This is a genomic window from Paraflavitalea sp. (genome assembly GCF_059502485.1).
On record NZ_JCACET010000008.1, the window covers coordinates 914,699 to 938,916 of the forward strand.

General features: G+C 42.6%; 22 protein-coding genes, 6 tRNA genes and 1 pseudogene. 26 read left to right on the forward strand and 3 right to left on the reverse strand.

Translation table 11 applies throughout. The annotated features are described in order from the left end of the window. The first annotated feature begins 2 nt into the window (after positions 1 to 2). The 11 genes from AC5JBY_RS06545 to AC5JBY_RS06595 all read left to right on the forward strand — a co-directional run bounded on the left by AC5JBY_RS06545 (position 3) and on the right by AC5JBY_RS06595 (position 6,457). A complete protein-coding gene (locus AC5JBY_RS06545) occupies positions 3 to 674 on the forward strand; it encodes a response regulator (RefSeq protein ID WP_495903765.1) in 672 nt (223 codons plus the stop codon). Positions 675 to 1,198: 524 nt separating this feature from the next. After that, on the forward strand, positions 1,199 to 1,336 hold the full coding sequence (locus AC5JBY_RS06550) for a hypothetical protein (RefSeq protein ID WP_495903766.1): 138 nt from the start codon (positions 1,199 to 1,201) through the stop codon (positions 1,334 to 1,336). A gap of 59 nt (positions 1,337 to 1,395) precedes the next feature. Further along, complete coding sequence (locus AC5JBY_RS06555) at positions 1,396 to 2,913, forward strand: TROVE domain-containing protein (protein ID WP_495903767.1); 1,518 nt, start codon at positions 1,396 to 1,398, stop codon at positions 2,911 to 2,913. Between the two features lie 71 nt (positions 2,914 to 2,984). Beyond that, positions 2,985 to 3,057 (forward strand) — tRNA-Pro (locus AC5JBY_RS06560). A 78-nt stretch (positions 3,058 to 3,135) separates the two neighbouring features. Beyond that, a tRNA-Met gene (locus AC5JBY_RS06565) sits at positions 3,136 to 3,206 on the forward strand. 5 nt (positions 3,207 to 3,211) lie between these two features. Continuing rightward, positions 3,212 to 3,284, forward strand: a tRNA-Ile gene (locus AC5JBY_RS06570). A 12-nt stretch (positions 3,285 to 3,296) separates the two neighbouring features. After that, a tRNA-Lys gene (locus AC5JBY_RS06575) sits at positions 3,297 to 3,370 on the forward strand. Between the two features lie 157 nt (positions 3,371 to 3,527). After that, positions 3,528 to 3,598, forward strand: a tRNA-Arg gene (locus AC5JBY_RS06580). 143 nt (positions 3,599 to 3,741) lie between these two features. Then, positions 3,742 to 3,812, forward strand: a tRNA-Asn gene (locus AC5JBY_RS06585). Between the two features lie 117 nt (positions 3,813 to 3,929). Next, positions 3,930 to 5,003: an AAA family ATPase gene (locus AC5JBY_RS06590; protein WP_495903768.1), complete on the forward strand. Its 1,074-nt coding sequence runs from the start codon at positions 3,930 to 3,932 to the stop codon at positions 5,001 to 5,003. A gap of 5 nt (positions 5,004 to 5,008) precedes the next feature. Beyond that, positions 5,009 to 6,457 carry an RtcB family protein gene (locus AC5JBY_RS06595; protein ID WP_495903769.1) on the forward strand — a complete coding sequence of 483 codons (1,449 nt, stop codon included), beginning with the start codon at positions 5,009 to 5,011 and terminating at the stop codon, positions 6,455 to 6,457. On the opposite strand, the gene AC5JBY_RS06600 is transcribed toward AC5JBY_RS06595, so the two are convergent. After that, positions 6,458 to 7,555: a metallophosphoesterase gene (locus tag AC5JBY_RS06600; protein WP_495903770.1), complete on the reverse strand. Its 1,098-nt coding sequence runs from the start codon at positions 7,553 to 7,555 to the stop codon at positions 6,458 to 6,460. It lies immediately after the preceding gene. 68 nt (positions 7,556 to 7,623) lie between these two features. Here AC5JBY_RS06600 and AC5JBY_RS06605 point away from each other — a divergent pair, with 68 nt between their 5' ends. Then, complete coding sequence (locus AC5JBY_RS06605; RefSeq protein WP_495903771.1) at positions 7,624 to 8,181, forward strand: hypothetical protein; 558 nt, start codon at positions 7,624 to 7,626, stop codon at positions 8,179 to 8,181. Here the strand turns inward: AC5JBY_RS06605 and AC5JBY_RS06610 are convergent. Together AC5JBY_RS06610 and AC5JBY_RS06615 are read right to left on the reverse strand one after the other, a co-directional pair. Beyond that, on the reverse strand, positions 8,122 to 9,180 hold the full coding sequence (locus AC5JBY_RS06610; protein ID WP_495903772.1) for an acyltransferase family protein: 1,059 nt from the start codon (positions 9,178 to 9,180) through the stop codon (positions 8,122 to 8,124). The two genes, AC5JBY_RS06605 and AC5JBY_RS06610, sit on opposite strands and share 60 nt — an antisense overlap. A 10-nt stretch (positions 9,181 to 9,190) precedes the next feature. Continuing rightward, entirely contained in the window at positions 9,191 to 10,387 is a 1,197-nt protein-coding gene (locus AC5JBY_RS06615) for an acyltransferase family protein (protein ID WP_495903773.1), read from the reverse strand. 694 nt (positions 10,388 to 11,081) lie between these two features. Between AC5JBY_RS06615 and AC5JBY_RS06620 the strand changes: the two are divergent. From AC5JBY_RS06620 to AC5JBY_RS06685, 14 genes and pseudogenes are all read left to right on the forward strand, one after another. Beyond that, a pseudogene (locus AC5JBY_RS06620) lies at positions 11,082 to 11,267 on the forward strand (N-acetyltransferase); the annotation flags it as partial. Continuing rightward, positions 11,268 to 11,657, forward strand: coding sequence for an acyltransferase (locus AC5JBY_RS06625; RefSeq protein ID WP_495905585.1), 390 nt, complete (start codon positions 11,268 to 11,270; stop codon positions 11,655 to 11,657). Next, entirely contained in the window at positions 11,647 to 12,162 is a 516-nt protein-coding gene (locus AC5JBY_RS06630) for a UpxY family transcription antiterminator (RefSeq protein ID WP_495903774.1), read from the forward strand. The genes AC5JBY_RS06625 and AC5JBY_RS06630 overlap by 11 nt, the downstream gene beginning before the upstream one ends. Before the next feature lie 29 nt (positions 12,163 to 12,191). Further along, positions 12,192 to 12,998: a polysaccharide biosynthesis/export family protein gene (locus AC5JBY_RS06635; protein WP_495903775.1), complete on the forward strand. Its 807-nt coding sequence runs from the start codon at positions 12,192 to 12,194 to the stop codon at positions 12,996 to 12,998. 15 nt (positions 12,999 to 13,013) lie between these two features. Next, the gene (locus tag AC5JBY_RS06640) at positions 13,014 to 15,392 is read left to right on the forward strand and encodes a GumC family protein (protein ID WP_495903776.1); all 2,379 of its coding nucleotides are present in this window, start codon (positions 13,014 to 13,016) and stop codon (positions 15,390 to 15,392) included. 12 nt (positions 15,393 to 15,404) lie between these two features. After that, positions 15,405 to 16,265 (forward strand): ABC transporter permease, encoded by an 861-nt coding sequence (locus tag AC5JBY_RS06645; protein ID WP_495903777.1) that lies wholly within the window; start codon positions 15,405 to 15,407, stop codon positions 16,263 to 16,265. Positions 16,266 to 16,270: 5 nt separating this feature from the next. Beyond that, on the forward strand, positions 16,271 to 17,503 hold the full coding sequence (locus tag AC5JBY_RS06650) for an ABC transporter ATP-binding protein (RefSeq protein ID WP_495903778.1): 1,233 nt from the start codon (positions 16,271 to 16,273) through the stop codon (positions 17,501 to 17,503). Positions 17,504 to 17,510: 7 nt separating this feature from the next. Continuing rightward, positions 17,511 to 18,200 (forward strand): class I SAM-dependent methyltransferase, encoded by a 690-nt coding sequence (locus AC5JBY_RS06655; protein WP_495903779.1) that lies wholly within the window; start codon positions 17,511 to 17,513, stop codon positions 18,198 to 18,200. Between the two features lie 28 nt (positions 18,201 to 18,228). Further along, positions 18,229 to 19,161, forward strand: a complete 933-nt coding sequence (locus tag AC5JBY_RS06660; protein WP_495903780.1) for a hypothetical protein — start codon at positions 18,229 to 18,231, stop codon at positions 19,159 to 19,161. Then, positions 19,161 to 19,961, forward strand: coding sequence for a TylF/MycF/NovP-related O-methyltransferase (locus tag AC5JBY_RS06665; protein WP_495903781.1), 801 nt, complete (start codon positions 19,161 to 19,163; stop codon positions 19,959 to 19,961). The genes AC5JBY_RS06660 and AC5JBY_RS06665 overlap by 1 nt, the downstream gene beginning before the upstream one ends. After that, a complete protein-coding gene (locus tag AC5JBY_RS06670) occupies positions 19,958 to 20,860 on the forward strand; it encodes an NAD-dependent epimerase/dehydratase family protein (protein WP_495903782.1) in 903 nt (300 codons plus the stop codon). The genes AC5JBY_RS06665 and AC5JBY_RS06670 overlap by 4 nt, the downstream gene beginning before the upstream one ends. Next, the gene (locus tag AC5JBY_RS06675) at positions 20,839 to 22,014 is read left to right on the forward strand and encodes a glycosyltransferase family 4 protein (RefSeq protein WP_495903783.1); all 1,176 of its coding nucleotides are present in this window, start codon (positions 20,839 to 20,841) and stop codon (positions 22,012 to 22,014) included. The genes AC5JBY_RS06670 and AC5JBY_RS06675 overlap by 22 nt, the downstream gene beginning before the upstream one ends. Before the next feature lie 2 nt (positions 22,015 to 22,016). After that, a complete protein-coding gene (locus AC5JBY_RS06680; RefSeq protein WP_495903784.1) occupies positions 22,017 to 22,889 on the forward strand; it encodes a hypothetical protein in 873 nt (290 codons plus the stop codon). Continuing rightward, entirely contained in the window at positions 22,886 to 24,211 is a 1,326-nt protein-coding gene (locus AC5JBY_RS06685) for a glycosyltransferase (RefSeq protein ID WP_495903785.1), read from the forward strand. The genes AC5JBY_RS06680 and AC5JBY_RS06685 overlap by 4 nt, the downstream gene beginning before the upstream one ends. The last annotated feature ends 7 nt before the right edge of the window (positions 24,212 to 24,218 follow it).

Sequence of the window (24,218 nt, forward strand, 5' to 3'; positions counted from 1 at the left end):
GTATGAAAGTACACGGCAATATTAAAGTGATTATTGCTGATGATCATGAAATATACCGCGACGGCCTACGCATGGTGATTACAAAGCAGCCAGATATAGAGCTGATAGGTGAGGCCGCCGATGGTAAAGAACTGATAGATCAGGTAAAGGCCCTGCATCCAGATATTGTGATCAGCGACGTAAAGATGCCTAATATGGATGGAGCTACTGCTACCCGCCACCTGGCAGAACATCATCCCGATGTTGGCATTATTGCACTGACCATGTTTGATGAAGAGGATCTTATCATTGACATGCTGGAGGCCGGTGCTAAAGGCTACCTGCTGAAAAATGCAGATAAGTATGAAATAGTAGAAGCGATCAAATCGGTATATAACCAGCAGCCTTATTATTGTCGTCATACCTCCAACAAGTTAGCGCAGATGGTGGCGAAGAGTAAGTTCAATCCCCACAAGCTGCAGAATAAACCTGAATTCAGCGAGCGTGAATTAGATATTATTACCTACATCTGTAATGGACTCACCAGCAAAGAAATCGCTGAGAAAATATTCCTGAGCGTGCGTACAGTAGAAGGATTGCGCATGAAGATCATGGAAAAGATGGATGTGAAAAATACAGCTGGCATCATCATTTACGCCATCCGGCATCACTTGTACAAGCCCGGTAGAGTATAGGGTATTCCGCGGCTGAAATTTATGTTCCTAAAAATATTTTTTAGAAAAAGTTGGTGGGAATAAAAAAATAATTACACCTTTGCAGTGACAAAAAAATTAAAAACACAGATCATGCTACGCATACAGATGCATATTGAAACAGCGAAATGGTTTAATCCCGGCGAGGATTATACCAGCTATGCGGGGCATGTTATGTTACCAGGTAATTTGTAGAGAACTACGAAACCGAGATACAACGAAAGCCCCGCTCCACGCGGGGTTTTTTGTTTTTACACTATGCAGAAAAAAACAACGACCATACGATTTATGGTATTGGCAGATCATTGTGAACTGTCCAACAGGCCTTGCTATGCGATAAACATACAAGGCAGTATTGGCAAACGTAATGATCAACAGCAGATAAGAAAACGACCGGAATGTATCCCGATACAGGAGTGATCCTGTGTTGCGAAAAATACAAACCCGGTCAATACACTGACCGGGTTTTTTGTTGCCCCGTATAAGCAACAATGAAGGAGGTACGTATGAAATTGATATTGATCGTGCTGGCGATAAAGTTCATCATGGAACTGCTAACGAAAAAGAAGACCGGCAATAAAAAGACAATCGACAATACAGTCGTCGACAAAACGCAACACCCGGCAGAATATGCATTGCGGTAAATAAAAACAAGATAACTGCAGTAATGCTGCAGCAATGATAAAAGTGTAAAAGTATAGCCATGAGATTCAACATCAGTATACGTAAAACAAAACTGGTGATCAACTATGAAGGAGAAAAGGCCTTTGTATTGACCCCTGAAATGGAGTTGTACACAGCAGTAGTGACTACTGCATTGAGTGATCAGTTTTACGAAAAGAGCGATAAGCGTCTGGATCGTATCCGCTCATTGATCGGACAATGTGATGCTGTGTTTGTAGCCAGGCTGGCTGTGTATGCACGGGAAGTAATGAACCTGCGTAGTGTACCGCTGGTGTTGGTGGTGGAACTGGCAAAGTTGCACCAGGGAGATAACCTGATAAGCAGGCTGACAAGCCGGGTGGTACAACGTGCAGATGAGATCACAGAATTGCTGGCGCTGTATGGACAAGCCAACAGCCGCACTGGCTTCAAACAGTTGAACAAACTGAGCAAGCAAGTGCAGAAGGGGCTGGCTATATCCTTCAATATGTTTGATGAATACCAGTTTGCCAAATACAACCGGGCTGCACAGGTTACTTTGAAGGACGCATTGTTCCTGGTGCACCCTATGGCAAGGGATGAAGCACAGCAAGCTTTGTTTGATAAGATCGCACAGGGTGAGCTGGCTATTCCTTACACCTGGGAAACTGAACTGAGCGGTCTGGGACAACTTCGGTATGTGAGTGAAGAGGTGAAGCGTTCTGCATTTACAGAAAAATGGGAAGAGTTGATCTTCAGCAAGCGGCTGGGATACATGGCCACTTTGCGTAACCTGCGCAACATACTGGAAGCGGATGTTAGCCGGGAAGCTATCGATGCAGTGTGTGATTATCTGTCTGATGCAAAAGCTGTGGCAAAGAGCCGGCAACTGCCATTCCGTTTTCTGAGTGCTTATCGTGAACTGAAGAGCGTACAACATGGGTTGGTAAGTAAGGTGCTCGAAGCATTGGAGAAAGCGGTGTTGCACAGTGCAGCAAACATTGTCGGCTATGACGAAGATACCCGTGTAGTAATAGCTGCCGATGTAAGTGGAAGTATGCAAAGAGCGATCAGTGCAAAGAGCAAGGTGCAGAACTATGATATCGGCCTTATGCTGGCGATGTTGCTGCAACACCGTTGTGGTAATGTGATCACGGGTATGTTTGGCGATAAGTGGAAAGTGATCAACCTGCCACGTAACCAGGTACTGGCGAACGTAGAAGAGTTTCATCGTCGTGAAGGAGAAGTGGGGTATAGTACCAACGGTTACCTGGTAATCAAAGACCTGTTAGACCGAAGACAGCGCGTAGATAAAGTAATGGTCTTTACCGACTGTCAGTTGTGGAACAGTAACAGTGGTGCTGAAAACATCGGCAACTTGTGGAGCCAATACAAGCGTATAGCGCCGCAGGCAAAGCTGTACCTGTTTGACCTGATCGGTTATGGTATGGCGCCATTGAACGTTCAACGCGACGATATATGCCTGATAGCCGGTTGGAGTGATAAAGTGTTTGATGTATTGAATGCCGTGGATCAGGGAAGTGATGCCTTGAAGATGATCAACAGCATCAAGCTGTAAATATATTAGGTGCAGAAAGGAGGATATAGTAGTCCTTCCGCGATGCTGCGGGAGGCTGCTTTTCCAAAAATATAGCAGCATTCCAATTGGTTGGATACTTCGCCTGGAACGAAGAGGGTGCAGGTTCGAGTCCTGCCTGCTATACATAGCGTGTCGTAAAGCAGTGATACTTCGACAGAGGATCAAAGCCAAACACTGTTAACCTGTTACCGCTATACTTATTGCGACCTGGTGTAAGGGTAGCATATCACCCTCATAAGGTGAAGATCTCAGTTCGAATCTGAAGGTCGCAACAGCCTGACCTGTAACTCAACGGTAAGAGTAGCTGCCTTATACGCAGAAAGTTCCGGGTTCAAATCCCGGCAGGTCAACAGAACAAATATTGGCTCGTAGCTCAAGCAGGCAGAGTAAGGGACTTTTACTCCCTGGGTTGTGAGTTCGACTCTCACCGGGCCAACAATACCGGGTAGTGTAACCGGCTAACATATCACACTTTGACTGTGATGTTCTCAGTTCGAATCTGAGCCCGGTATCAGTATGTTGTCTTTAGTTTAACAGGTAAAATACCTCACTGTGAATGAGGAGAACAGGGTTCGAGGCCCAAAGACAACCATCGGCTTATAGTTCAAAGGAAGAATAGTACGCTACGAACGTACAGATAGAAGTTCGAGTCTTCTTAAGCCGTCAACAGGTGTCGTAGAGAAGTGTTACTTCGGTTAATCTATGGGACGCTGGTTCAAGTCCAGCCCGGAACATGAAATGGGCCGGTAGCTCAGTTGGTTAGAGCAATAGGCATATGTGCACTTTTCGATTCATTACCCTGTTATTGGGAATATAGTTCAATGGCAGAACGCTCCGCTGTTAACGGATGGACGGATGTTCGAATCATCCTGTTCCCGCTTTAAAATAAAATGTTATGCGCACTCGTGTAATGAAGTAGTAAAGAAGTGTTTTAATCTTCTGTGTGGCAACAGCCAAACAGTATAATGACTTTTTAACTATTTCAACTTAAAACAATGGACAACGCTTTAGAGCAGCGGATCATTAATGCCAATAGCATTTTTGACAATTATTATATAGACAGCAAAGCCTTATATATGTACTGTTTTGCTGCCGTTCCTTGTATCAGCTTTGTAGATGATATCGAAGGGGAAAAAGCATTTTTGGCTTTCCGGGAAAAATACAATAGGCTCATCGAGTCGGTGCACACGTATCGTAAATTCAAACGCGGCAATAAAAAAGTCGATTTTGATGATACGATCGTAATCCTGAAAGATCGTTGTGTGCTGGAGTTTTCGGAAGGCTATTGTGAGCTTCTTTATGATAGCGCCAACGAACTGCTGATCGGGGAATTGATTGTCTTCCTGCGTCAATTCAAAGAAAGGCAACGCAGAAAGCCGCTGGAGATCAACCTGATCGTTAAGAGCGGTAACTATCTCGAATTGAAAGCAATGGAGATCAAACGTACAAAACTGGACCTCGACCTCTATTATGAAGATGATTTCAAAGAGGTGGATGCACATATCAGGAAACGGTTGAACCAGAAGGATGATAAAGGGATCGTATTACTGCATGGAGTGCCGGGATCGGGTAAGACTACCTACCTGCGTCACTTAATTGGGCGGATCAAAAAGAAAGTAATGTTTTTGTCGCCCAATATTGCAGGAAGCCTCACCGATCCTGATTTCATTGATCTGCTCATCGATAATCCGAATAGTGTGGTGATCATCGAGGATGCAGAAAATGTGATCATGGACAGGAGAAACAATCCTCATTCGTCAGTCTCCAACCTGCTGAATATCTCCGATGGGCTACTGGCTGACTTTTTGAATGTACAATTGATCTGTACATTTAATAGTTCGTTGACGATGATAGATAGTGCGCTGATGCGGAAGGGCAGGTTGATTGCCCGATACGAATTTGGTAAATTGAGTATTCCCAAAGCGCAAAGATTGAGCAATCACCTGGGATTTGATACATTAATAAAACAGCCTATGACCATTGCTGAGATCACCAATCCTGGTGAACCGGTAAGCCAGCAACAACAAGTGCAGGTAATTGGATTCAGGAGGGCTGTTGTTGAAAATTAAGTAATATGTCTAAGTTAAAATTGAAAGGAAAAGAATTAAGGGCAATAGGTTATCCGGAAGGACCGGTGATCAGTATTGCCATGAATATAATGGAGCGTAATTACAAGCATCATACTACCGAACAGGCAATAGAAATATTAAAGAACGTATTGGCTACTCCAGCTGAGTATGCGGAGGATTCTATACTGGCGCCCGTGGCGCAACAATTATTGCCTAAACCGGTACCTGAGGGCGTGGAAATATCGCTGAATACAACTGGCATCCAGTTCAATGTATTTGGAGGTGAGCATATCGAACCCGGGGCTATGGATCAAATGTACCAGGCGGCTAAATTGCCTGTGTCAATAGCGGGTGCTTTGATGCCTGATGCTCATGCCGGATATGGTTTACCGATCGGTGGTGTATTGGCTACTGAAAATGCTGTGATACCTTATGGTGTGGGTGTTGATATCGGATGCCGGATGTGCTTATCCATTTTTGATATAGATCCGAAGGAGCTGACACAACGTGAGCAGTATTTTACCCGTGAACTGAATGAGGCTACTTTGTTTGGTGGAGGAAGACAGTTTGAACAATCAACAGCGCATGCGGTGATAGATCGTCCGGAGTTTGATCAGCTTCCTCTGTTGAAAGGATTGCAGGGAAAGGCTGCCAGGCAATTGGGATCTTCAGGATCAGGAAACCACTTTGTGGAGTTTGGGATTGTAGAGGTGAAAGAGAAGGATGAGCAGTTGGGTGTAGCACCGGGAAATTACTTGGGATTGTTGTCACATTCAGGGTCGCGTGCATTGGGTGCGAATATCGCCAATCATTATACCAGGGTGGCTAAACAGAAAAGGCGTTTGCCGGGAGAGGTCAACAACCTGGCGTGGCTGGCTATGGATGAACAGGAAGGGATAGAATACTGGATGGCCATGAACCTGGCAGGTGATTATGCAAGTGCCTGTCATCATGTGATCCATGCCAAGATCGCGAAGCAATTGGGTCGGCAGCCGTTGAAAATGGTAGAGAACCACCACAACTTTGCCTGGAGAGAAATGTATGAAGGGCGTGAAGTGATCGTGCATAGAAAGGGTGCTACGCCAGCTGGTAAAAATGTGCTGGGTATCATTCCTGGTTCCATGACGGCGCCTGGTTTTATTGTAAAGGGTAAAGGCGAGCTGGCTGCGATCAATTCTGCTTCGCATGGAGCTGGACGGAAAATGAGCAGGACAGCTGCCTTGAATGCTATCACCAAGAATGCTTTGCAAGAAATGCTAACCAAACATGGAGTAAAGTTGCTGGGTGGTGGGCTGGATGAGGCGCCTCATGCCTACAAGGACATCTATGCCGTGATGAATGCGCAGCAGCATCTGGTAGATACTGTGGGCTTGTTTTATCCTAAGATCGTGAAAATGGATGGTACAGCGCCTAAGCCATGGATGAAAAAGGGTGGTGAAGTACTGGGGGAATAATTATACAAGTGAATCGAAGATGTAGTAAAGCGGTGATTCTTCCAACACTTTACGTACCGGCCCTTCATCCAATGTTTCCCATTTGATAAGGCGGATAAAGCCTTCGGCTATTTCGATGCCGGTTATATCTCCATCACTGAAACAACAGCAACCGCTGTTAAAATAACTGGGATGCGCCATGGTTTTGACGAATTTCTTACCGGCGTATTCCAGTTTCCTTTTTTCTATTTCTTCTGAAGCTCGTTTTGCTTCTGCTTCATCTCCTATAGCAATGGCTTTTTCCAATTGTTTGGTAAGCCGGTCTATATGATCAAGAGAGGCAAAAACGGGTTTATGTGTATGTCCTGAGATAAAGATGAGGTTTTTTTGTGTGGCGCTCCACTCATACATCATGATGTTGTGGTGATTGATCAGTTCAAAACAATCGGAAGTGGTATCGATGCTGATCTCAAGAAAGCGTTGAATGGGTGTCCAGATGGCAGCTACAACCCATTTGCTGAATGGATTGCCGTCGCTTTTTTTATCGCCCTGATGTCCGTGTGTGAGGAAAACCGAATACTCCTGTTCATTGTGTATTGTTTTCAATAGAACGCCTTCATATACTTTAAGCTGGTCGCCAAAAATGGGTTTTAAATACTGGTTCTGTTGAATAAGGTAGTTCCATTCCAGGTCATGGTTTCCGAAAACGCGGTAGTAGCGGTTCTCCTGCAGGAATCTGGCTTCTTCCAGCATTGTGAGTCTGTTCGTTTCTATTACTGCTTTGGGTGTATTTTCCCATAGCTCCTCACAATCGCCAATATTGATAAAAGTGAACTCGTGGTCGTAGTAGTATTGAAGCGCCTTCCTGTAGTTCACTTCTGCCGGAGCAAAGTCGTCGGCGTGGTCCCTGCAGCCTTTGTGCTGATCGGAGAATATAATAAACCTGGCACTATCGATGTCGAAGGGGAGTACAACACCATTGGTCCCTTTTTTATTCACGATGTCCTGCTGCAACTTTGAAAGGGAATCGAATACAGCCTTTTTATCCGGCGATGAAGAAACTTTTTCTGCCAGCCAGGCAACCGGTTTTCTGAATAGCCATTGGAGGACCTTTTTCATGAAAATTGATTACTTTTAGCAAAGGTATGTCCTGCAGTAGTAACTGCTTGCCATTAATTCATCTTACCATGAAGATTACTTATGCAGCTCCCACTCCTGCCTTGCAGCGCTTATTCTGGTGGTTATTGCTGATTAATATCATGTTGATTATTGGTGCCCGTTTTTATTTTCATCCACTTACTTCCGGGGAAATCGTTCGCTTTGAAGTGGCGAAAGAAACCAGTGTAGCGGAAGGTATTATACAGGAATGGAAGCTGGCTGGTAAATTTGATAAAGCGATTCAAAGTATTTATATCGATTACGTTTTTATTATTTTATACGTTGCTGGTTTGTCTGTAGCTTGTGTATATCTGTCCCGATTGACAGGACACGAAATCCTTATCCGGGCAGGTAAAGGCGCTCCGTGGTTGCTAATCATTGCAACTGTTTGCGATGTTATTGAAAATGTGGCTATGACCAGAAGCCTTCTCGGTGTTGTTACTCATTGGAATGTAACGCTTGCTTATGATATGGCCGCTTCCAAGTTCTCTATTATTATACTATGTCTGCTGTTTATACTCGTATGTCTAATCTTTTGGCTGGGTAACAAGTTGTTCAGCCGGAAAGGGGCGTCTATGTATTTTTAAGGCCAGCGCTTTCTTTTCTATCAAGAACCATGATGCTGTTGCCAGTGCAATAATGATAAGGAGCGAGAGAAAGAAGTATTGCCAAAAACTGAGCACATCGCCCCAGGCATAATGTATGCTGCTCTGAACGGGATATGCATAGAGATAAAATCCATAAGAGATATCAGCATGTGGAAATGGAATCCGGATTTTGCTTGTCCCAATACCAATGATGGTATAGATAAAAAAGAAGGCTGCGGGGATTTGTACATACGGTGCGTAAAATTTCCAGGTGAGCAGCCATGCAGCCAGGAACAGTAGCCATATCGAAAACCTCATGGGGATTTTTTCTCTGTATAAATAGAATACTACTCCGCCGAAGAAAAATACACCCAGATAAGCCAGTGAATGAAAATGATTAAGCATGCCGTCCAGGCTTTTTACTTCCTTATTAAAGATTGTGTTTAACAACAATAGCGAGAGCCATAGGATAGCCAGAATGAGCCGTTTATTGAGTATGCCTGATATAGCGCCAACAATAAGCAATGCATAAAACTTTATCTCCAATGGTATTGTCCATAATGATGCATTAATGGCTTTGCCATTAAAGACGCCGGGTAGCGACATCACCATCCTTACCGGGAAGCTATTCTGCAATATAAAATACCAGGTTTCAGGATGAGAGAAATAAGCTTTGTCCGGCAGCGTTGTAAAAATCCAACCTGGTATAAATGCTGTCAATATCGAGCAAACTGCTATTGCCGGACAGAGTCGTAAAAAGCGGTTCCAGAGGAAATACCTGACAGGCATTTTCGTGATACTTCTGCATAAAAGAAAGCCACTTAGGGTAATGAATGTATACATTCCCCAGGTGCCGATATTATAAGCACGGTTGGTGATTCTATAAAGGAATTCATTATCTCCGAATGAGTGGGTATAAAATACCAGGAAAGCACCCAGCAGGCGCAGGAAGTCAAAATTATTACTGTCTCTTCGAAAACTTGACTCATCAATGTACATAGGATATCATTTACACCTTAATGTAGATCTTCTTCCTGTCGAGCCAGTACACAATGGACCAATAGAAAGCGATCATACACAAAGCGTATAACAGGGAGCCATTTTTTAAATTGTCGGAAACCGGCTTGCAAATATTTTCATAGAACCAGGGGAAAGCGCTGGTGTATACTTTCTTACCATTTTCTGAAACGTGGTCTACCCAACGGAAAAGGCCCAGGGCCCGGGGTAGGAAGCCGCTCAATACAAAGATGAAGAGAGGATTCTTGCCAAAAACATCGAAGAATTTAGCTACCGCTTTACCAATAGTGCTTTTAATGTGGGCCTGCTTAAACTCTATGAGGAAGATGAGCAGGGACAGTACAAAAATACCAAGACCGGTCGTGTACAGTACGAAAGAGCTTGTCCATATCTTTTTGTTGATGGGAAATGACATGTCCCAGGCAAAGCCGGCGAATACGAGTAAGCTACCTGCTACAAAAAGATGGGCAAGCATATCGTAGGTCTTTCCTTTTTGCTGAATGTAGTGTCCCACAAAATACCCAAATACTACCTGCACAATGGACGTCAGGGTGCTGGTAATTCCCTCGGGATCGAAGGGAACACCTTCTCCTTTGTACATATGTGCTTCTCCCAAAATGTTCTTGTCTACCTGCGTGCCGAAATATCCTTGCAGGCTAAAAGGATCAGCAGGATTGCCCAGCAGACAAAGTACCCAATATCCTAATAGTAATAAAATGCAAGAAAAGAACGCTCCCCGTATTTTAAAAAAGTAAATGATAAGCGAAGCAAAACAATAGCTAAGTGCAATACGCTGCAGCACCCCCAATATACGAACGCCGGATGGCGTACGTCCTTCAACAATGGGATCTGTCCATGGCCTGAATGCCAAGGCGCCGTCAACCCATCTTACAAAGGGAGACCAGTTGAGGAACAAGCCAATAGCAAAAATGAGCAGTGTACGGGTCAATACTTTTTTGAGGAAAACCGGCGTTCCCGCAGCTTCAAGCCTTGGCATTACAAAGGATAGCGCATTGCCTACAGCGAAAAGGAAAAAGGGAAATACCAGGTCGGTGGGCGTACAGCCATGCCAGGGAGCATGCCCGAGCGGGGCATAAATGTGGCTCCAGCTACCAGGGTTATTTACCAATATCATCAGGGCAACCGTTGCACCGCGGAATACATCAAGGGAGTAGAAGCGTTGGGTCAAAGCAATTAGTTTTATTGGGAAAGATAAGCAACAAGCCTGAACGAGCAAGAAGTTGGTACAGGCAGAAACCTGCACAGTTTAGAACAAATTAATACATGATGGTGACTTTGGTCTGTGGTTTGTAATTGGTGGACTGCATTAGATTGAACCGGTCATTTATTACCGCTTGTGCCTGACTGTTCGAAAAGCGAGCTCACTCCTGTTGGAGCATTTTGCTTTAATCGTGTTTTAATCTGTGAGATAGTTGTCATCAACTGTGTAATGTTCTGCATAGGTTGAATATATAGATAATAGATTATTTCCAATAACCATATCTGCCATATGGTCTTTTGGTTAAATTGGGACTGAGGAGTTGATATTTTTTATTGAAAAATAATGGTTTAAGTATTTTTAATGCATGATTTTGCGCATAAAAAATCTCCTATATTTGCAAACGTCAAACGAAAAGTTGTCAGTCGATTGATTTGGCGACCTGGGACAATATCTGTGAAAAACACCAACAAAGAACATTATTATCAAGATAGTGGAAGGGTATAAGGGGTACTTCGTATGAAGGCTCTCTTATACCCTTTTCGCTTGTCGGGGGAATGGTGTTTTAATTTTAATGCGTTACTAATCAGTCATTTGTGATGAAAATATGTGACTGAGGTGGCGAAGCTTTGCCAGAAAGTGTGCCCGTTTATTTGATAAGGACATGGATTACTTAGCACATGATACAGCTATTATTGACCCGGGATGTGTGATCGGAAGTGGAACTCGCATATGGCATTTTTGCCATATAATGCCTGATTGTGTTATTGGAATGCATTGTAGCCTGGGTCAGAATGTTGTGGTAATGCCTGAGGTGGTGCTGGGCAATAACGTAAAGGTCCAAAACAATGTGTCAATTTATACTGGGGTGATCTGTGAAGATGATGTGTTTTTGGGGCCGTCCATGGTATTTACCAATGTGATCAATCCAAGAAGCGCCATTGTTCGTAAACATGAATACCGGAAAACGCTGGTGAAAAAGGGTGCTTCTATTGGCGCTAACGCCACTATTATATGTGGCAATACTATTGGTGAGTACGCGTTAATAGGCGCCGGCACAGTGATAACAAAAGAAGTGAAACCGTATGCGTTGGTTGTAGGAAATCCTGGCCGGCAGGTGGGTTGGGTAAGTGAGTACGGTCACCAACTGGAATTTGATGAAAAAGGAATAGCAGTTTGCCCAGAAAGTCAACAGACATACAGGCTGGAAAATGAAGAGGTGAAAAAGTATGGCTACTAATGGTACAGTGAAGAAATGGTATGCAGTGTATACCAAACCCAGATGGGAAAAAAAAGTGCATGCCTTACTGAGTGAGAAAGGTATCGAGTGTTATTGTCCATTGAATAAAGTACACCGTAAATGGAGTGACCGCATCAAAATTGTAGAGGAAGCATTGTTCAAGTCTTATGTATTTGTGCGGGTAAGTGAAGAAGAGAAAACGCCTGTACGTATGGCAAGTGGTGTAGTGAACTTTGTATACTGGCAAGGGAAGCCAGCCGTGATCAAAGATAAAGAGATCGTAATGATCCGTAAGTTCCTGAATGAATATGATGATGTGCAGGTGAGGCAGCTGGATGTTGCTGCGGAAGATGTTGTGGTGGTAAAGCAAGGTGTGCTGATGGGGAAGAAAGGAACTGTAAAACGTGTATTACGTAAAAAGGTAGAAGTATTGATCGAGAGCATTGGGTTTGTCCTTACTGCTTACATCGATAAATCGAAAGTGGTAGTAATTGAAAAACAGTAGATTTGATAATACATAATAAAATAACCTTCATGCAACGCCTTTCCGGCATTTTACTGGTGATTATTGTCATAGTGTTTGGCAGTTCCTGTGGCAATGTAAAGAACCTGCAATATGTGCAAGGCTCTTTTGATACGGCCAGGCTAAGCCAGATACAATTTACAGAACCGCTGATCCAAAAGGGAGATCTGCTCAGCATAGCTGTATACAGTGATAACCCACAGGCAACATCTGCAGTAATAAAACAGCAGCCTGCTCCTGCGGGCGTCGGTGTAGATAATGGAGGTGCTTCTCCTGTATCGGCGGCCTCTTCGGCCCAGCCAACTTACCTGGTTAGCATGACCGGCGATATTCAATTATATAAATTGGGTGTGCTACATGTAGAAGGGTTGACGAAAGGTCAACTTGCAGATACGCTTGAGCAATTGTATGTACGCAACGATCTTCTTAAAAATCCTTATGTTGAAGTGAGGCTACAGAATTATAAAATTACTCTCATAGGAGAAGTATCGCGCCCGGGTACTTATAGCATTCCAACGGAAAAGGTAAGTGTATTTGAGGCGATTGGGCTGGCAGGTGATATCACCGTTTATGGAAGACGCAATAACGTAATGGTCGTACGGGAAGCAGATGGCAAGCGCCAGTTTGCCCAGTTGGACTTAAGCAAGCCTGAGGTATTTGCATCCCCTTACTATTATTTGCAGCCGAATGATATGGTTATTGTTGATGTAGCCAAGAATAAAGGGGCTGTCAATGATCAGATTACTGTTAGGAATATAACTGTTGCAGCGAGTATATTGTCTACCATTGCCATATTTATAAACGTTTTCAGAAGATAAGCCATATTCTAATTTATGACTGAAGAAATAATTGAAAATAAAGTGGGCAAGGCTTCTGTAAGCCCGCGTGAGCTAATATTCAAGTATATACATTATTTGCCGTGGATCATCGTGTCTGTGGTGTTTATGTTTGTTGGCGCTTATATAAAATTGAGGTATTCACCTCCTATTTATAATACGGCTGGTAAACTTTTAGTAACTACGCAATCACCTTACGGTGGTGGCGGCGAGAAGTTTGACGATATCTTCATGACGCAGCGTATGGATAAGATCAATGATGAAATTGAGATTATCAAATCACGTTCAATGGCGAGCCGGGTTGTTCGTAGTTTGGGGCTGCAAAAACAAGTATACAACGTCGGAAAGATTCGCTCCTCTATCGTTTATCCCGCCAATGTCCCTTTCAATTTCGAAATATTGTCCATTGCTGATTCAACGCAGGGATTCAGCGTGCTGCTCATTATCGAAAATGATCAGTTTAAGATCAATCAGGGTACGCAGAAATACTTTTTTAATGAGACCATAAACTTGCCTGGCGTTTCTTTCCGCGTAAGCTTGCCCAACAAAAACTGGCAGCTTTTCAAGAGTAATGAATTTGTTGTTTCCTGGCAGCCTTTGGAGCAGGTAGCTGCAGGGCTGAGTGGTAGCTTAAACGTTGTTAGGATCAATGATAACACAAGTGTATTGGGCCTGTCTTATCAATCGGAGAATACCAAAATGGGCCTCGATATTGTCAATCAATACATGCTCGAATACCAACAAGGTAGCCTGGAAGATAAAAAAGAAATAGCCGCCCGGACATTGGAGTTCATCGATGATCAACTGGATACTGTGTTTAGTGAATTGGGTGGCGTGGAAAGGAACTTGCAACGGTACCGGGAAAGTAACCGGGTTTTCAATGCAGAGGCGCAAACCAAGTTGTTCTTCGATGAGCTGGGTGAAAGCAATAAGGAGTTGGTGACGCTGAATGTAAGGTTACGTGTAGTTGATCATCTGATCAAATACTTATCCGATGCCGATAATCGCTATAAGATTGTGTCGTCTATGTTGGGTATTGAGGAGCCCGCGTTGTTGCAACAGGTTACCAGCTTTAACAGGCTGCAGGTGGAAAGGGAAACAGCTTTGAAAACCACTCCGGCCGGCAACCCACGTATACTGGAAATGGAATCTGGCATAGAGCAGTTGCGGGTGGACATGCTGGAAGGACTTAAAAATGTAAGGCAAACGAATCTGCTGGCATTAAATGAATTGAGTTATAAGGGTAAAGAGGCTGACCGGATGATCAGTTCTATCCCTGCAAAAGAAAAACAACTACTGGAAGTAACACGCCAGCAGGTGATCCTGCAGGAGTTGTATTCTTATCTTTTACAGAAAAGGTTGGAAACAGCTATCTCCTCAGCTTCTACCATCTCCAATATTAAAGTGATGGAACCCGCTATGACCTCGAGTGTTCCAATAAGTCCCAACAGAAAACTTTCCTACATTATCGCTATTCTGTTAGGGATAGGTTTGCCGACAGGTATTATATTTCTCATAGAGTACCTTAATGATAAAATAAAATCGAGGCGCGAGATTGAACAGCTTACCTCTACTCCTATCCTGGGTGAGGTTGGTCATGCCGATCAGGCTTCTGCACTGGTTGTAACTAATAACAGCAGGCAGTTCCTGGCCGAACAGTTTCGTATCATTCGATCCAACCTGCAGTACATTTTGCCCAAGGTGGATAAGCCGGTAATCCTGGTGACCTCATCATTTAGTGGAGAAGGAAAATCTTTTATCAGTACAAACCTGGGTTCTGTATTGGCATTGTCGGGTAAGAAAACAGTCATCCTTGAATTCGATATCCGTAAGCCTAAGATTATGAAGGGGCTGGGTTTACAGGAGCGGAAAGGTATCACCAACTATATTGTAAGTGATATCCGGATCGATGATATTATTCACCCTGTTCCGGAAGTACAAAATCTTTACGTAATTCCTTGCGGTCCTGTGCCGCCAAATCCATCCGAGATGTTATTGAATGACCGGATAGTGAGCTTGTTCCGTGAACTCCAGCAGCGTTTTGATGCGATTGTAGTTGATACTGCTCCTGTAGGTCTGGTGAGTGATGCGATAACTCTGGGTAGATTTTCGGATGCTGCTATTTACATAGTACGTCATAATTATACCCTGAAGAAACAGATTCAGCTTATAGACGATATTCATAGGGGTAGTAAACTGCCCCATCTTTCCATCATTATCAATGACATCAACAAGCGTGCAGGTTATGGTGGGTATTATGGCTATGGTGGTTATGGCTATGGTTATGGATACGGCTATGGAGGTTCGAATGGGAAGGGCGGATACTTTGAGGATGGCAAGAAGAAAAAGTGGGGTTTAGGTCGTTCAAAGAAATAAAGCAAAAATCAATTGACACAAATCCATCAAGAGCCTCAACTCATACAGGATGAGTTGATTATAGAGCCTGGAAAGGCTGAAAAGAATTACTGGAATGATCTCTGGAGATACCGGGAGTTATTTTATATCCTGAGCTGGCGTGATATCAAAGTACGGTATAAGCAAACTGTGATAGGGGCTGCCTGGGGAGTAATCCGGCCGTTGCTTACCATGCTGATATTTTCTTTTTTCTATGGCCGTATTGCCGGATTCGCGAAAGAGGGCGGCCCTCCTTATCCTATTGTTGTTTTTGCCGGGCTTCTACCTTGGCAGTTCTTTTCTTCCGCCCTTACAGAGGCCAGTTCGAGCCTGATCGGCAACACGAATCTTATCACGAAGATCTATTTCCCACGTCTCATCATACCAGCCAGTGCTATTATTGTAACGCTGGTAGATTTTGCGATTACGTTTGGGTTGTTATTAATCGTAATGGCTTATTTTCAGTATGCGCCCCCTTTACAAATATTATTATTGCCCTTATTTGTGTTACTGGCATTTATAGTTGCTTTTGGTTCTGGATTATATATTACAGCACTTAATGTGAAGTATCGTGACTTTCGCTACATAATCCCTTTTATTGTACAATTTGGTTTATATATATCACCAGTTGGATTCAGTAGTACAATAATCGCCAAAGAGTATTCGGAGCAGGCGCGGTTCTGGTATTCTTTAAACCCTGTAGTCGGTGTAATCGATGGCTTCCGATGGTGCATTACAGGTGAACCCATCTATTTCCCGGGATTATTTCTATCCATATTTGTTGGCCTCTTTTTCCTGTGGCTGGGTATATGGTATTTCCGTAAGACAGAAAAATCGTTTGCAGATAATATTTAATTTCCATGGCTGATCCCGTTATTTGTGTAGAACAGGTTACTAAGAAGTTTGTTATCTCTCATGAAGCGCCTGAGCGATATAAATCGTTGCGGGATGTGATTGCCAATAGTGCTAAAAAGATAGTGAGAGGCGGTAACCGGCAGGTTGCTACAAAAGAAGAGTTTTATGCTTTGCATGATATTAGCTTCGATATTCACCAGGGCGACCGGGTGGGGATCATTGGCAGGAATGGCGCTGGTAAAAGTACACTCCTGAAGATATTGAGCAGGATAACAGAGCCTACAGCAGGAAGGATAAAAATACGTGGACGGGTAGCGAGTTTATTGGAAGTGGGAACGGGGTTTCATCCTGAACTGACTGGTAGGGAGAATATTTTCCTGAACGGTGCTATTTTAGGTATGAGCCGCTCCGAGATCAGAAAAAAGTTTGATGAAATTGTGGCTTTTGCTGAAGTAGAGAAATTTCTGGATACGCCCGTTAAGAGATACAGTAGCGGTATGTATGTGCGACTGGCTTTTGCGGTAGCTGCTCACCTTGAACCTGAAATATTGGTAGTAGATGAAGTATTGGCTGTAGGTGATGCGCAGTTTCAGAAGAAGTGTCTGGGTAAAATGGAGGATGTAAGTAAAAATGAAGGGAGAACTATCCTGTTCGTGTCCCACCAAATGGGGACTATTGCTCAGCTATGTGATAAGGCCATCTTGTTGAATAAAGGTAAGTTAATATCACATGGGAATACTGCCAAGATTATTGAGGAATACGTGAGCAATAATAATGCAAAAGGGGGTAATGAATATGTGGCGGAAAAGGATAATGCCAATGTCTACTTCAAACAGATATACACGGCTAATGCAGGAGGTCAGGTGACTGAAGAGTTCAGGTTCGATGAATGTATTGTTGTAAGTGGAGAAGCTGTTGTAAAAAGCTTCCCATTTAATTTAAAGCTTGGTATAACATTACAGAACATTCACGGTTATTACGTTTCGACTTCTATTATTGATCTGGAGAGCAGTTCAGTAAAAGATAACCGTGTTTCATTTCAGGTTAAGTTTCCTGCAAACCTGATTGCTCCCAATACTTATTATTTTAGGTTGGCATTATTCAATGACAGTTCACATTTTGAAGTGATAGAAAATATCTGTGGTGTGCGGGTAATAGACACTGGCACAAGCCTTTCGAAATATGAAGGGGTCAATTACGGCAGTGTTATCTTAAATGTTGATTGGAAAATTTTATAAATATATTATGGCTGGTAGCTTAATTAAACAATTTGTTCCACCTATTATTCTTAGTGTATTAAGGAAAGTAAAAGGCTCTCAGGCGAAAACCAGGTATTTGGATGATTCATCTAACCAGGAATTGGATGTTTATTGGACAGAGGATATGGCCAATCAACTTGAAACCTGGGGAAAGGATCATACATGGATTGAAATCGAATGTTTGCTTGTCAATTGCAGAGGGAAAGTATTGGATATAGCTTGTGGTACGGGTGTCAATATTAAGGCAATGAGCAGGTTTAAAAATATTGATATACATGGTTTTGATATTTCCGATTTTCTTATAAAGAAAGCAATTGAAAGAGGCATATCTGCTGATAAGCTAAGTGTTCAGGATGGCACTAAAACAAATTATGCAGATAATTCATTCGATTATTCTTATTCGATCGGATCATTAGAGCATTTTACTGAAGAAGGTATAGACCTTTTTCTAAAGGAGTGTAGCAGGTATACATCCAATACTGCCTTTCACATGATACCTATTTCTGAGTCTGGAAAAGATGAGGGATGGATCAGAACTAATCAAAGCTATTTTAATAACTCTGTAGAATGGTGGCTTCCTAAGTATGAGAAGTATTTCTCTCAAGTATATGTAATAGGGTCAGGCTATAAACATGTTGGCGTTTCAATAGGCAAATGGTTTGTTTGTGTTAAGTAATTAGTAAGGATAACTAAATCTTCCTACAATGTTCTCGAATCTTAGAAGGAAATATCAGTTTAGGAAAGCTCAGGTAAATAAAATTGCTACTGTAATTGAACGGTTAGATAATGATATGAAAAGCCCTAAAATAAATCTGGGCCAGATTCAAGCTCATTTGAATAACCAAAGATCTTCGATCAACTCAATTCACGAAGTAGAGTTTCAGATTTTTTCTCAATGGGGAGATGATGGAATTATTCAATATCTTATTAATAAACTGGATATTCCTCATAAGATATTTGTAGAATTTGGTGTTGAGAATTATAAAGAATCTAATACCAGATTCCTGCTGATTAACAATAATTGGAGTGGACTGGTAATGGATGGGTCTCAGGAACACATTGACTTTATTAAAAAAGATATTCTTTCCTGGGGTTTCGACTTGCATGCCAAACATGCTTTTATAACTAAAGAAAATATTAATAGTCTATTGTCAGAGTTTATTGGCAAAGGATATAATAAAGAAATCGGCATTTTGAGCGTTGATATCGATGGTAACGATTACTGGATTTGGAAAGAAATTAATGTAGTTAATCCAGTTATAGTAATAACCGAATTCAATTCAGTTTTTGGTGATGAAAAAGCATGGTCAATTCCTTATAAGTCTGATTTTTACAGGTTGGATGCGCACAAAAGCTATCAGTACTGGGGCGCATCATTGAAAGCTTTTTGTACGCTGGCTGAAGAAAAGGGGTATTATTTTATTGGGTGTAATAGTAGTGGTAATAATGCCTACTTTGTTCGTAAGGATAAAATAAAGGATTTAAAGCCACTGACATGCAAGGAAGGATTTGTTGAATCAAAGTTTCGGGAGTATACAGATCAGAATGGAGAAAAAGTTGGTGGTAAGGCCCGGATTGAATTGATTAGAAATATGCCGGTTGTTAATATTGAAAACAATCAAATCGAGAAAATTTAATGGCTATTAAAGCACTTTTTCCCAAAGGCATAAAATCCATCTACCATAAAATCTATTGGTTCTTTCATAACTACCGTGATATTAAAAAGTTCTCCCGGATTGGGGGAACGCATTATCATGGACCAATCAGTTATGATACAGATGGTTTAACGACCAGTGCCAATAGTGATTTTATCAGGGATCCCCAATTTGCGCATGCATATGCTGCTGCGGCTGCTACCAACCCATGGCCCGGCTTCACCTTGCAGTGGAGGGTGTACATCGTTTGCTGGTTTGCCAATATGGTAAAAGACCTGGAAGGTGATTTTGTAGAGTGTGGTGTAAACACGGGTGCGTATGCTCGGGCTGTCATCGACTATGTTGACTTTAATAAACTCAATAAAACTTTCTACCTTTTTGATACTTATGAGGGAATGGTAGAAAACCTGGTAAGCGAAGAGGAAAAGAAGGTAGGCATTAGTTACTATTTCGGTAACTATAAAAATGTATACGACCAGGTGAAGCAGACTTTTGCTCCTTTTAACACTAACATTGTGAAGGGGCCTGTTCCTGATACTTTGCCGGCATTTACAGGAGACAAAGTAGCTTATTTATCAATCGATATGAACTGTGTGGCGCCCGAGATCGCTGCTGCGGATTTTTTTTGGGATAAAATGGTGAGTGGTGCTGTAATGATCCTGGACGATTATGGCTTTCCACAGCATATTCATCAAAAACTGGCTTTCGACGAATTCGCGAAAAGAAAAGGCGTTTCTATCCTTTCATTACCCACCTCACAAGGCATTATTTTTAAACCGTGACTGTTTTAATATTAGGTTCTGAAGGCTTTATAGGCAAGCATACTGTTCAGTTTTATCAAAGGCTTGGCTGGAGTGTTTATGGCGCTGACCTGTTTGAAGCTGCCTCTCTTAGCTATAGCTATGTAAAGCTCTCCAGACTTTCGCCCGAACTGGATGAACTCATGCAGCAACATCCATTCGACTATTGTATCAATGCAGCAGGAAGCGGCAACGTCTCTTATTCGGTGACGCATCCTGTTATTGATTTTGAAGCTAATACATTGGATGTGATCAGGATTTTGGATGCCCTGAGAAAATGGCAACCAGCCTGTCGTTATATACAGTTGTCCAGCGCTGCAGTGTATGGTAATCCTGTTGCATTACCAATCAATGAAAAAGATGCTTGTAACCCGGTTTCTCCTTATGGTCACCATAAGTGGATGGCAGAAATTGTTTGCCGGGAATATAGCACCATTTATAAGCTGGGGATTGCAATTGTGCGCCCTTTTTCTGTATATGGGCCAGGATTAAAAAAGCAGCTGTTTTGGGATCTTTTCCAGAAGTACAAAGCTAATCCCCGTCAAATTGAAGTTTGGGGAACCGGCAAAGAGAGTCGTGATTTTGTTTTTGTAGAAGATCTTGTTGGCGCTATTCACAATATCATTCTTCATGACGATTTTAATGGTGGTGTCTATAACATTGCCTCGGGTGTAGAAACTACTATTGCAACAGCCGTGAAAGGGCTTTTCATGCATATCGACAAAAACACAGTAATAAGCTTCAACAATATGACCAGAGCAGGCGATCCGCTCAACTGGCGGGCTGATGTGGAAAGGTTGTCGACTAAAGGGTTTACTCCTTCATTCGATTTTGAGACAGGAATACAAAAACTTGCTGAGTGGTACAAAAGCCTGAACTGATAGCATTTGCTCAATACCGGCTGGGTGGTGTGCAAAACTTTCATTACAACATCCTTCAAAATCTTACACCCGGGGCGTTCGATCTGCTTTGGATCTTTGACGATTCTGCCGATAAGAAAAATGCCCGATTAGCTCAACCGTATAATATTTGTAAAGAGGTCATCTTTGAAAGCGACCGCCCGGAATTTACTTCCCTGTTTGATAGGTTTAAGGCGTTGTCTGAATACGTTTCGGACAGGCCTGGATTGATAGTCACCAACTTTTACCTGGAGTTGGGTATGCTTCATTTGTATCGCAAAAAAAATAAGACTATTTATTTTGTATGTCATGATGAGTTATACCTGAGCCAGGCCCAGATGTATGAATTCCTGATTGACGTTTATATAGCTCATAATCCTCAGTTTTACAAAGAGCTTAAACGCTTGTTCCCTCACCGTGCCGATCAAATTTTTTACCTGCCTTATGGGGTAACGATCCCTTCGTATCAGCGAAAGGTAAGGTCGTCCTCCACGCTTCATGTGATATTTGCTGCACGGCATGTGCAGGAGAAGGGTATAAAAGACCTGCCTGAAATTATAGAGCTTGCTGATCGCGCATATGGGTCCATACAATGGACCATTTTAGGGGACGGGCCTTCTACTCCTGAGTTGAAAGAAAGGCTGAGTAGCAAGTCCAATATCAGGTTTGCCAATCCCAAAGGCAACGAGGAAGTGAGAAAGATCATGGCGGAGAATGATGTGTTTATCCTTCCTTCTTACCTGGACGGTCTGCCAGTTGCCATGCTGGAATCTATGAGTGTGGGATGTGTGCCTATACTTTATAAATTCAATGAGGGTATAACTGAGATTATCGATACTTCGACAGGGTTCATTATTCCTTCTGGCGATAAGCAATCTTTTGCCGAAGCTATCGGTACTTTGTACGAAAAAGGTGATCTACTGGAACAGATGAGTGGTGCTTGTAGAAATAAGGTGGAGACTGAATATGATATCAAATATTGTGTGCGTCAATACGAAGCTTTATTCAACAGGTACAGTGAGTTTAAGCGGCCTGCGCGCCGGAAGTTTATCAATTATGGCGGCTTGCTTGATCATCCTGTTGTTCCCTCGTTTATAAGAGCTGGTATACGTAAATTAAAACATCGTTTGGGGTAGTTGTGATGAGAATTCCTGGTTACGGAAGATTGGCAAAATGGTATTCAGAGAAACGTGGTAAGGCTGTTTTCGAAGATCTTAAAAAGCATATACCCTCCCTGATTGCAGGCATTCCCAGGAAGGAATGTTCCGGAGCGATCAATGTGGCTTCTTTTTCCGGCTCCAAAACGTTTGTTGAGCAACTATACTCAGTTCTGTCTTTCTATTATAATGTTGGAATACCTAACTCGTGGACAGTTTATTCGGATAAAACGCATACTGCTGAAGAAACTGCATTACTACAACAGATCCCCGGTCTGAAAGTTTTGCATTGGGACCACAATCTGGCAATAAGGTTTGATGGGCTTTTGCGGTTTGGCCAGTATAACATCTGGGGCAACCGATTGCATGCGTACTTGAATCATCCAATAACCACGACCACGATATTTACAGATTCCGACATCCTTTTCTATAAAAAGTTTGGTGACTTCATTCCTACGCTTAATAAGCAGAATTGGTTCATTGCCGATGGAGCACCACATTTCGACCGTTATTTAACTGATCGCTTCGGTGCTCCCCAGGCCCCTTTTTTGAATGCCGGGTTCCTGATCTTTAATGAACGGCCTGATTGGGAGTCTGCCGTTCAATATATTCTTAACAGGGACGATCGTAATACCTGGGAACATTTTACAGAGCAGGCATCCATACATTACATGTTTCAGGCAGATAGGAATAAAGGAATTTTAGATCCCCGGTATTTCGTTTTAAGTGGATCAGACAGTTTTAAATTTGGTATGGATTTTAACCCCGATAGAATAGCCATGCGTCATTTTGTCTCTGTAGTACGGCATAAAATGTGGCAAACAGACTGGCAGGATAATCTTCGTAGTGTATGAGAGTGGTTCAGGTATTGCCTTTTTTCTTGCCGCATTCTGTTGGAGGTACCGAAGTATATGTATGGTCGCTGTGCAAATACCTGCAGCAATATAATATAGAAGTAGAGGTTTTGATACCCAACTACTTTACGAATGAGTATAACACGTATACCCACGATGGTATCAAAGTGACGAAGTATCCGGAGCCTACCAAGGTTGGACGTTTGCATAAAATTGGTATCGCTAAACCGGATGGGTTGGTCCACTTTCGGGAGTATCTTCAAAAAGTGGAACCTGATGTGGTGCATTTTCATGATATAAATGGCGGAAGTGGTATTTCCGTATCACATATTGAAGTGAGTGAGGAGTTGGGGATCAACACTTATTATACCATGCACCTGGCTGGCCAGGTGTGCAGGGCTCAAACTCTTGTATATAAGGAAAGGGAACTGTGTGATGGTGTTATAAAGCCCCGGAAATGCGCCGCTTGTGTTATGGTACATCAACACAAGCCTATGTGGATGGCCGATCTGATGGCTGTGATGGGGAGTGGTCTTGCTACGGTAGGTATCGATGCTGGTTATTGGAACAATCCTTTAGGGACAGGGTTGTCTATCGTGAACAGAATACATGGGCTTGAGGATGAATTGGTCCGTATAGCCAAAGCCTGCAAAAAGGTAATCGTGCTCACGGATTGGTTTAAGAAGATGATGTTGTTGAATGGTTTTCCGGAAGACCAGTTAGCTTCTATCAAACAAGCATTACCTTATAGCGATGGGGATAGTCAGCCAGCAAAGGTTTCATTCAACGAACCGGCTTCGATCAAACTGGTTTTTGCAGGACGCATTAACCAGGTAAAGGGTATCGATCTGATATTGCAAGCGCTTCAATCTATACCCGCCGACAAGGTTGAGTTGAGCATATATGGCAAAGAAGAGAGCTCCGAGTATTACGTGCATTGTCGCACGCTGTCGAAGGGCATGAAAAATGTGCATTGGAGAGGATTGTTGCCGCGGCAACAAATATTATCGGCTTTTGGTCAGCATGATATGTTATGTCTTGCTTCTGCGTTCTCTGAAATGTCGCCGCTTGTAATACAGGAAGCTTTTGCCGCAGGAATACCGGTATTGGCCAGCGAAGTATATGGGAATGCGGAATTGATACAGCATGGAAAGAATGGATTGTTGTTTCCATTTAAGTCTGTGGATGGTTTCCGGAAACAGGTGCTTCGTCTGATAGCTGAAAAAGAGTTGTTGCCTTCTTTGAAAAGTAACGTGCTGCCCCCTGCTTCTTTTGATAGTGTAGGTAAACAATATTTGGAACTATATAATAATCATATTTAAAGAGTAA

What these genes read in the sequence shown, in the direction of transcription:
- AC5JBY_RS06640 (WP_495903776.1), top strand. Translation starts at nt 13,014, where the DNA reads ATGACTGAAGAAATAATTGAAAATAAAGTGGGCAAGGCTTCTGTAAGC.
- AC5JBY_RS06555 (WP_495903767.1), top strand. Translation starts at nt 1,396, where the DNA reads ATGAGATTCAACATCAGTATACGTAAAACAAAACTGGTGATCAACTAT.
- AC5JBY_RS06590 (WP_495903768.1), top strand. Translation starts at nt 3,930, where the DNA reads ATGGACAACGCTTTAGAGCAGCGGATCATTAATGCCAATAGCATTTTT.
- AC5JBY_RS06595 (WP_495903769.1), top strand. Translation starts at nt 5,009, where the DNA reads ATGTCTAAGTTAAAATTGAAAGGAAAAGAATTAAGGGCAATAGGTTAT.
- AC5JBY_RS06635 (WP_495903775.1), top strand. Translation starts at nt 12,192, where the DNA reads ATGCAACGCCTTTCCGGCATTTTACTGGTGATTATTGTCATAGTGTTT.
- AC5JBY_RS06550 (WP_495903766.1), top strand. Translation starts at nt 1,199, where the DNA reads ATGAAATTGATATTGATCGTGCTGGCGATAAAGTTCATCATGGAACTG.
- AC5JBY_RS06610 (WP_495903772.1), bottom strand. Translation starts at nt 9,180, where the DNA reads ATGTACATTGATGAGTCAAGTTTTCGAAGAGACAGTAATAATTTTGAC.
- AC5JBY_RS06630 (WP_495903774.1), top strand. Translation starts at nt 11,647, where the DNA reads ATGGCTACTAATGGTACAGTGAAGAAATGGTATGCAGTGTATACCAAA.
- AC5JBY_RS06605 (WP_495903771.1), top strand. Translation starts at nt 7,624, where the DNA reads ATGAAGATTACTTATGCAGCTCCCACTCCTGCCTTGCAGCGCTTATTC.
- AC5JBY_RS06665 (WP_495903781.1), top strand. Translation starts at nt 19,161, where the DNA reads ATGGCTATTAAAGCACTTTTTCCCAAAGGCATAAAATCCATCTACCAT.
- AC5JBY_RS06685 (WP_495903785.1), top strand. Translation starts at nt 22,886, where the DNA reads ATGAGAGTGGTTCAGGTATTGCCTTTTTTCTTGCCGCATTCTGTTGGA.
- AC5JBY_RS06660 (WP_495903780.1), top strand. Translation starts at nt 18,229, where the DNA reads ATGTTCTCGAATCTTAGAAGGAAATATCAGTTTAGGAAAGCTCAGGTA.
- AC5JBY_RS06545 (WP_495903765.1), top strand. Translation starts at nt 3, where the DNA reads ATGAAAGTACACGGCAATATTAAAGTGATTATTGCTGATGATCATGAA.
- AC5JBY_RS06600 (WP_495903770.1), bottom strand. Translation starts at nt 7,555, where the DNA reads ATGAAAAAGGTCCTCCAATGGCTATTCAGAAAACCGGTTGCCTGGCTG.
- AC5JBY_RS06655 (WP_495903779.1), top strand. Translation starts at nt 17,511, where the DNA reads ATGGCTGGTAGCTTAATTAAACAATTTGTTCCACCTATTATTCTTAGT.
- AC5JBY_RS06650 (WP_495903778.1), top strand. Translation starts at nt 16,271, where the DNA reads ATGGCTGATCCCGTTATTTGTGTAGAACAGGTTACTAAGAAGTTTGTT.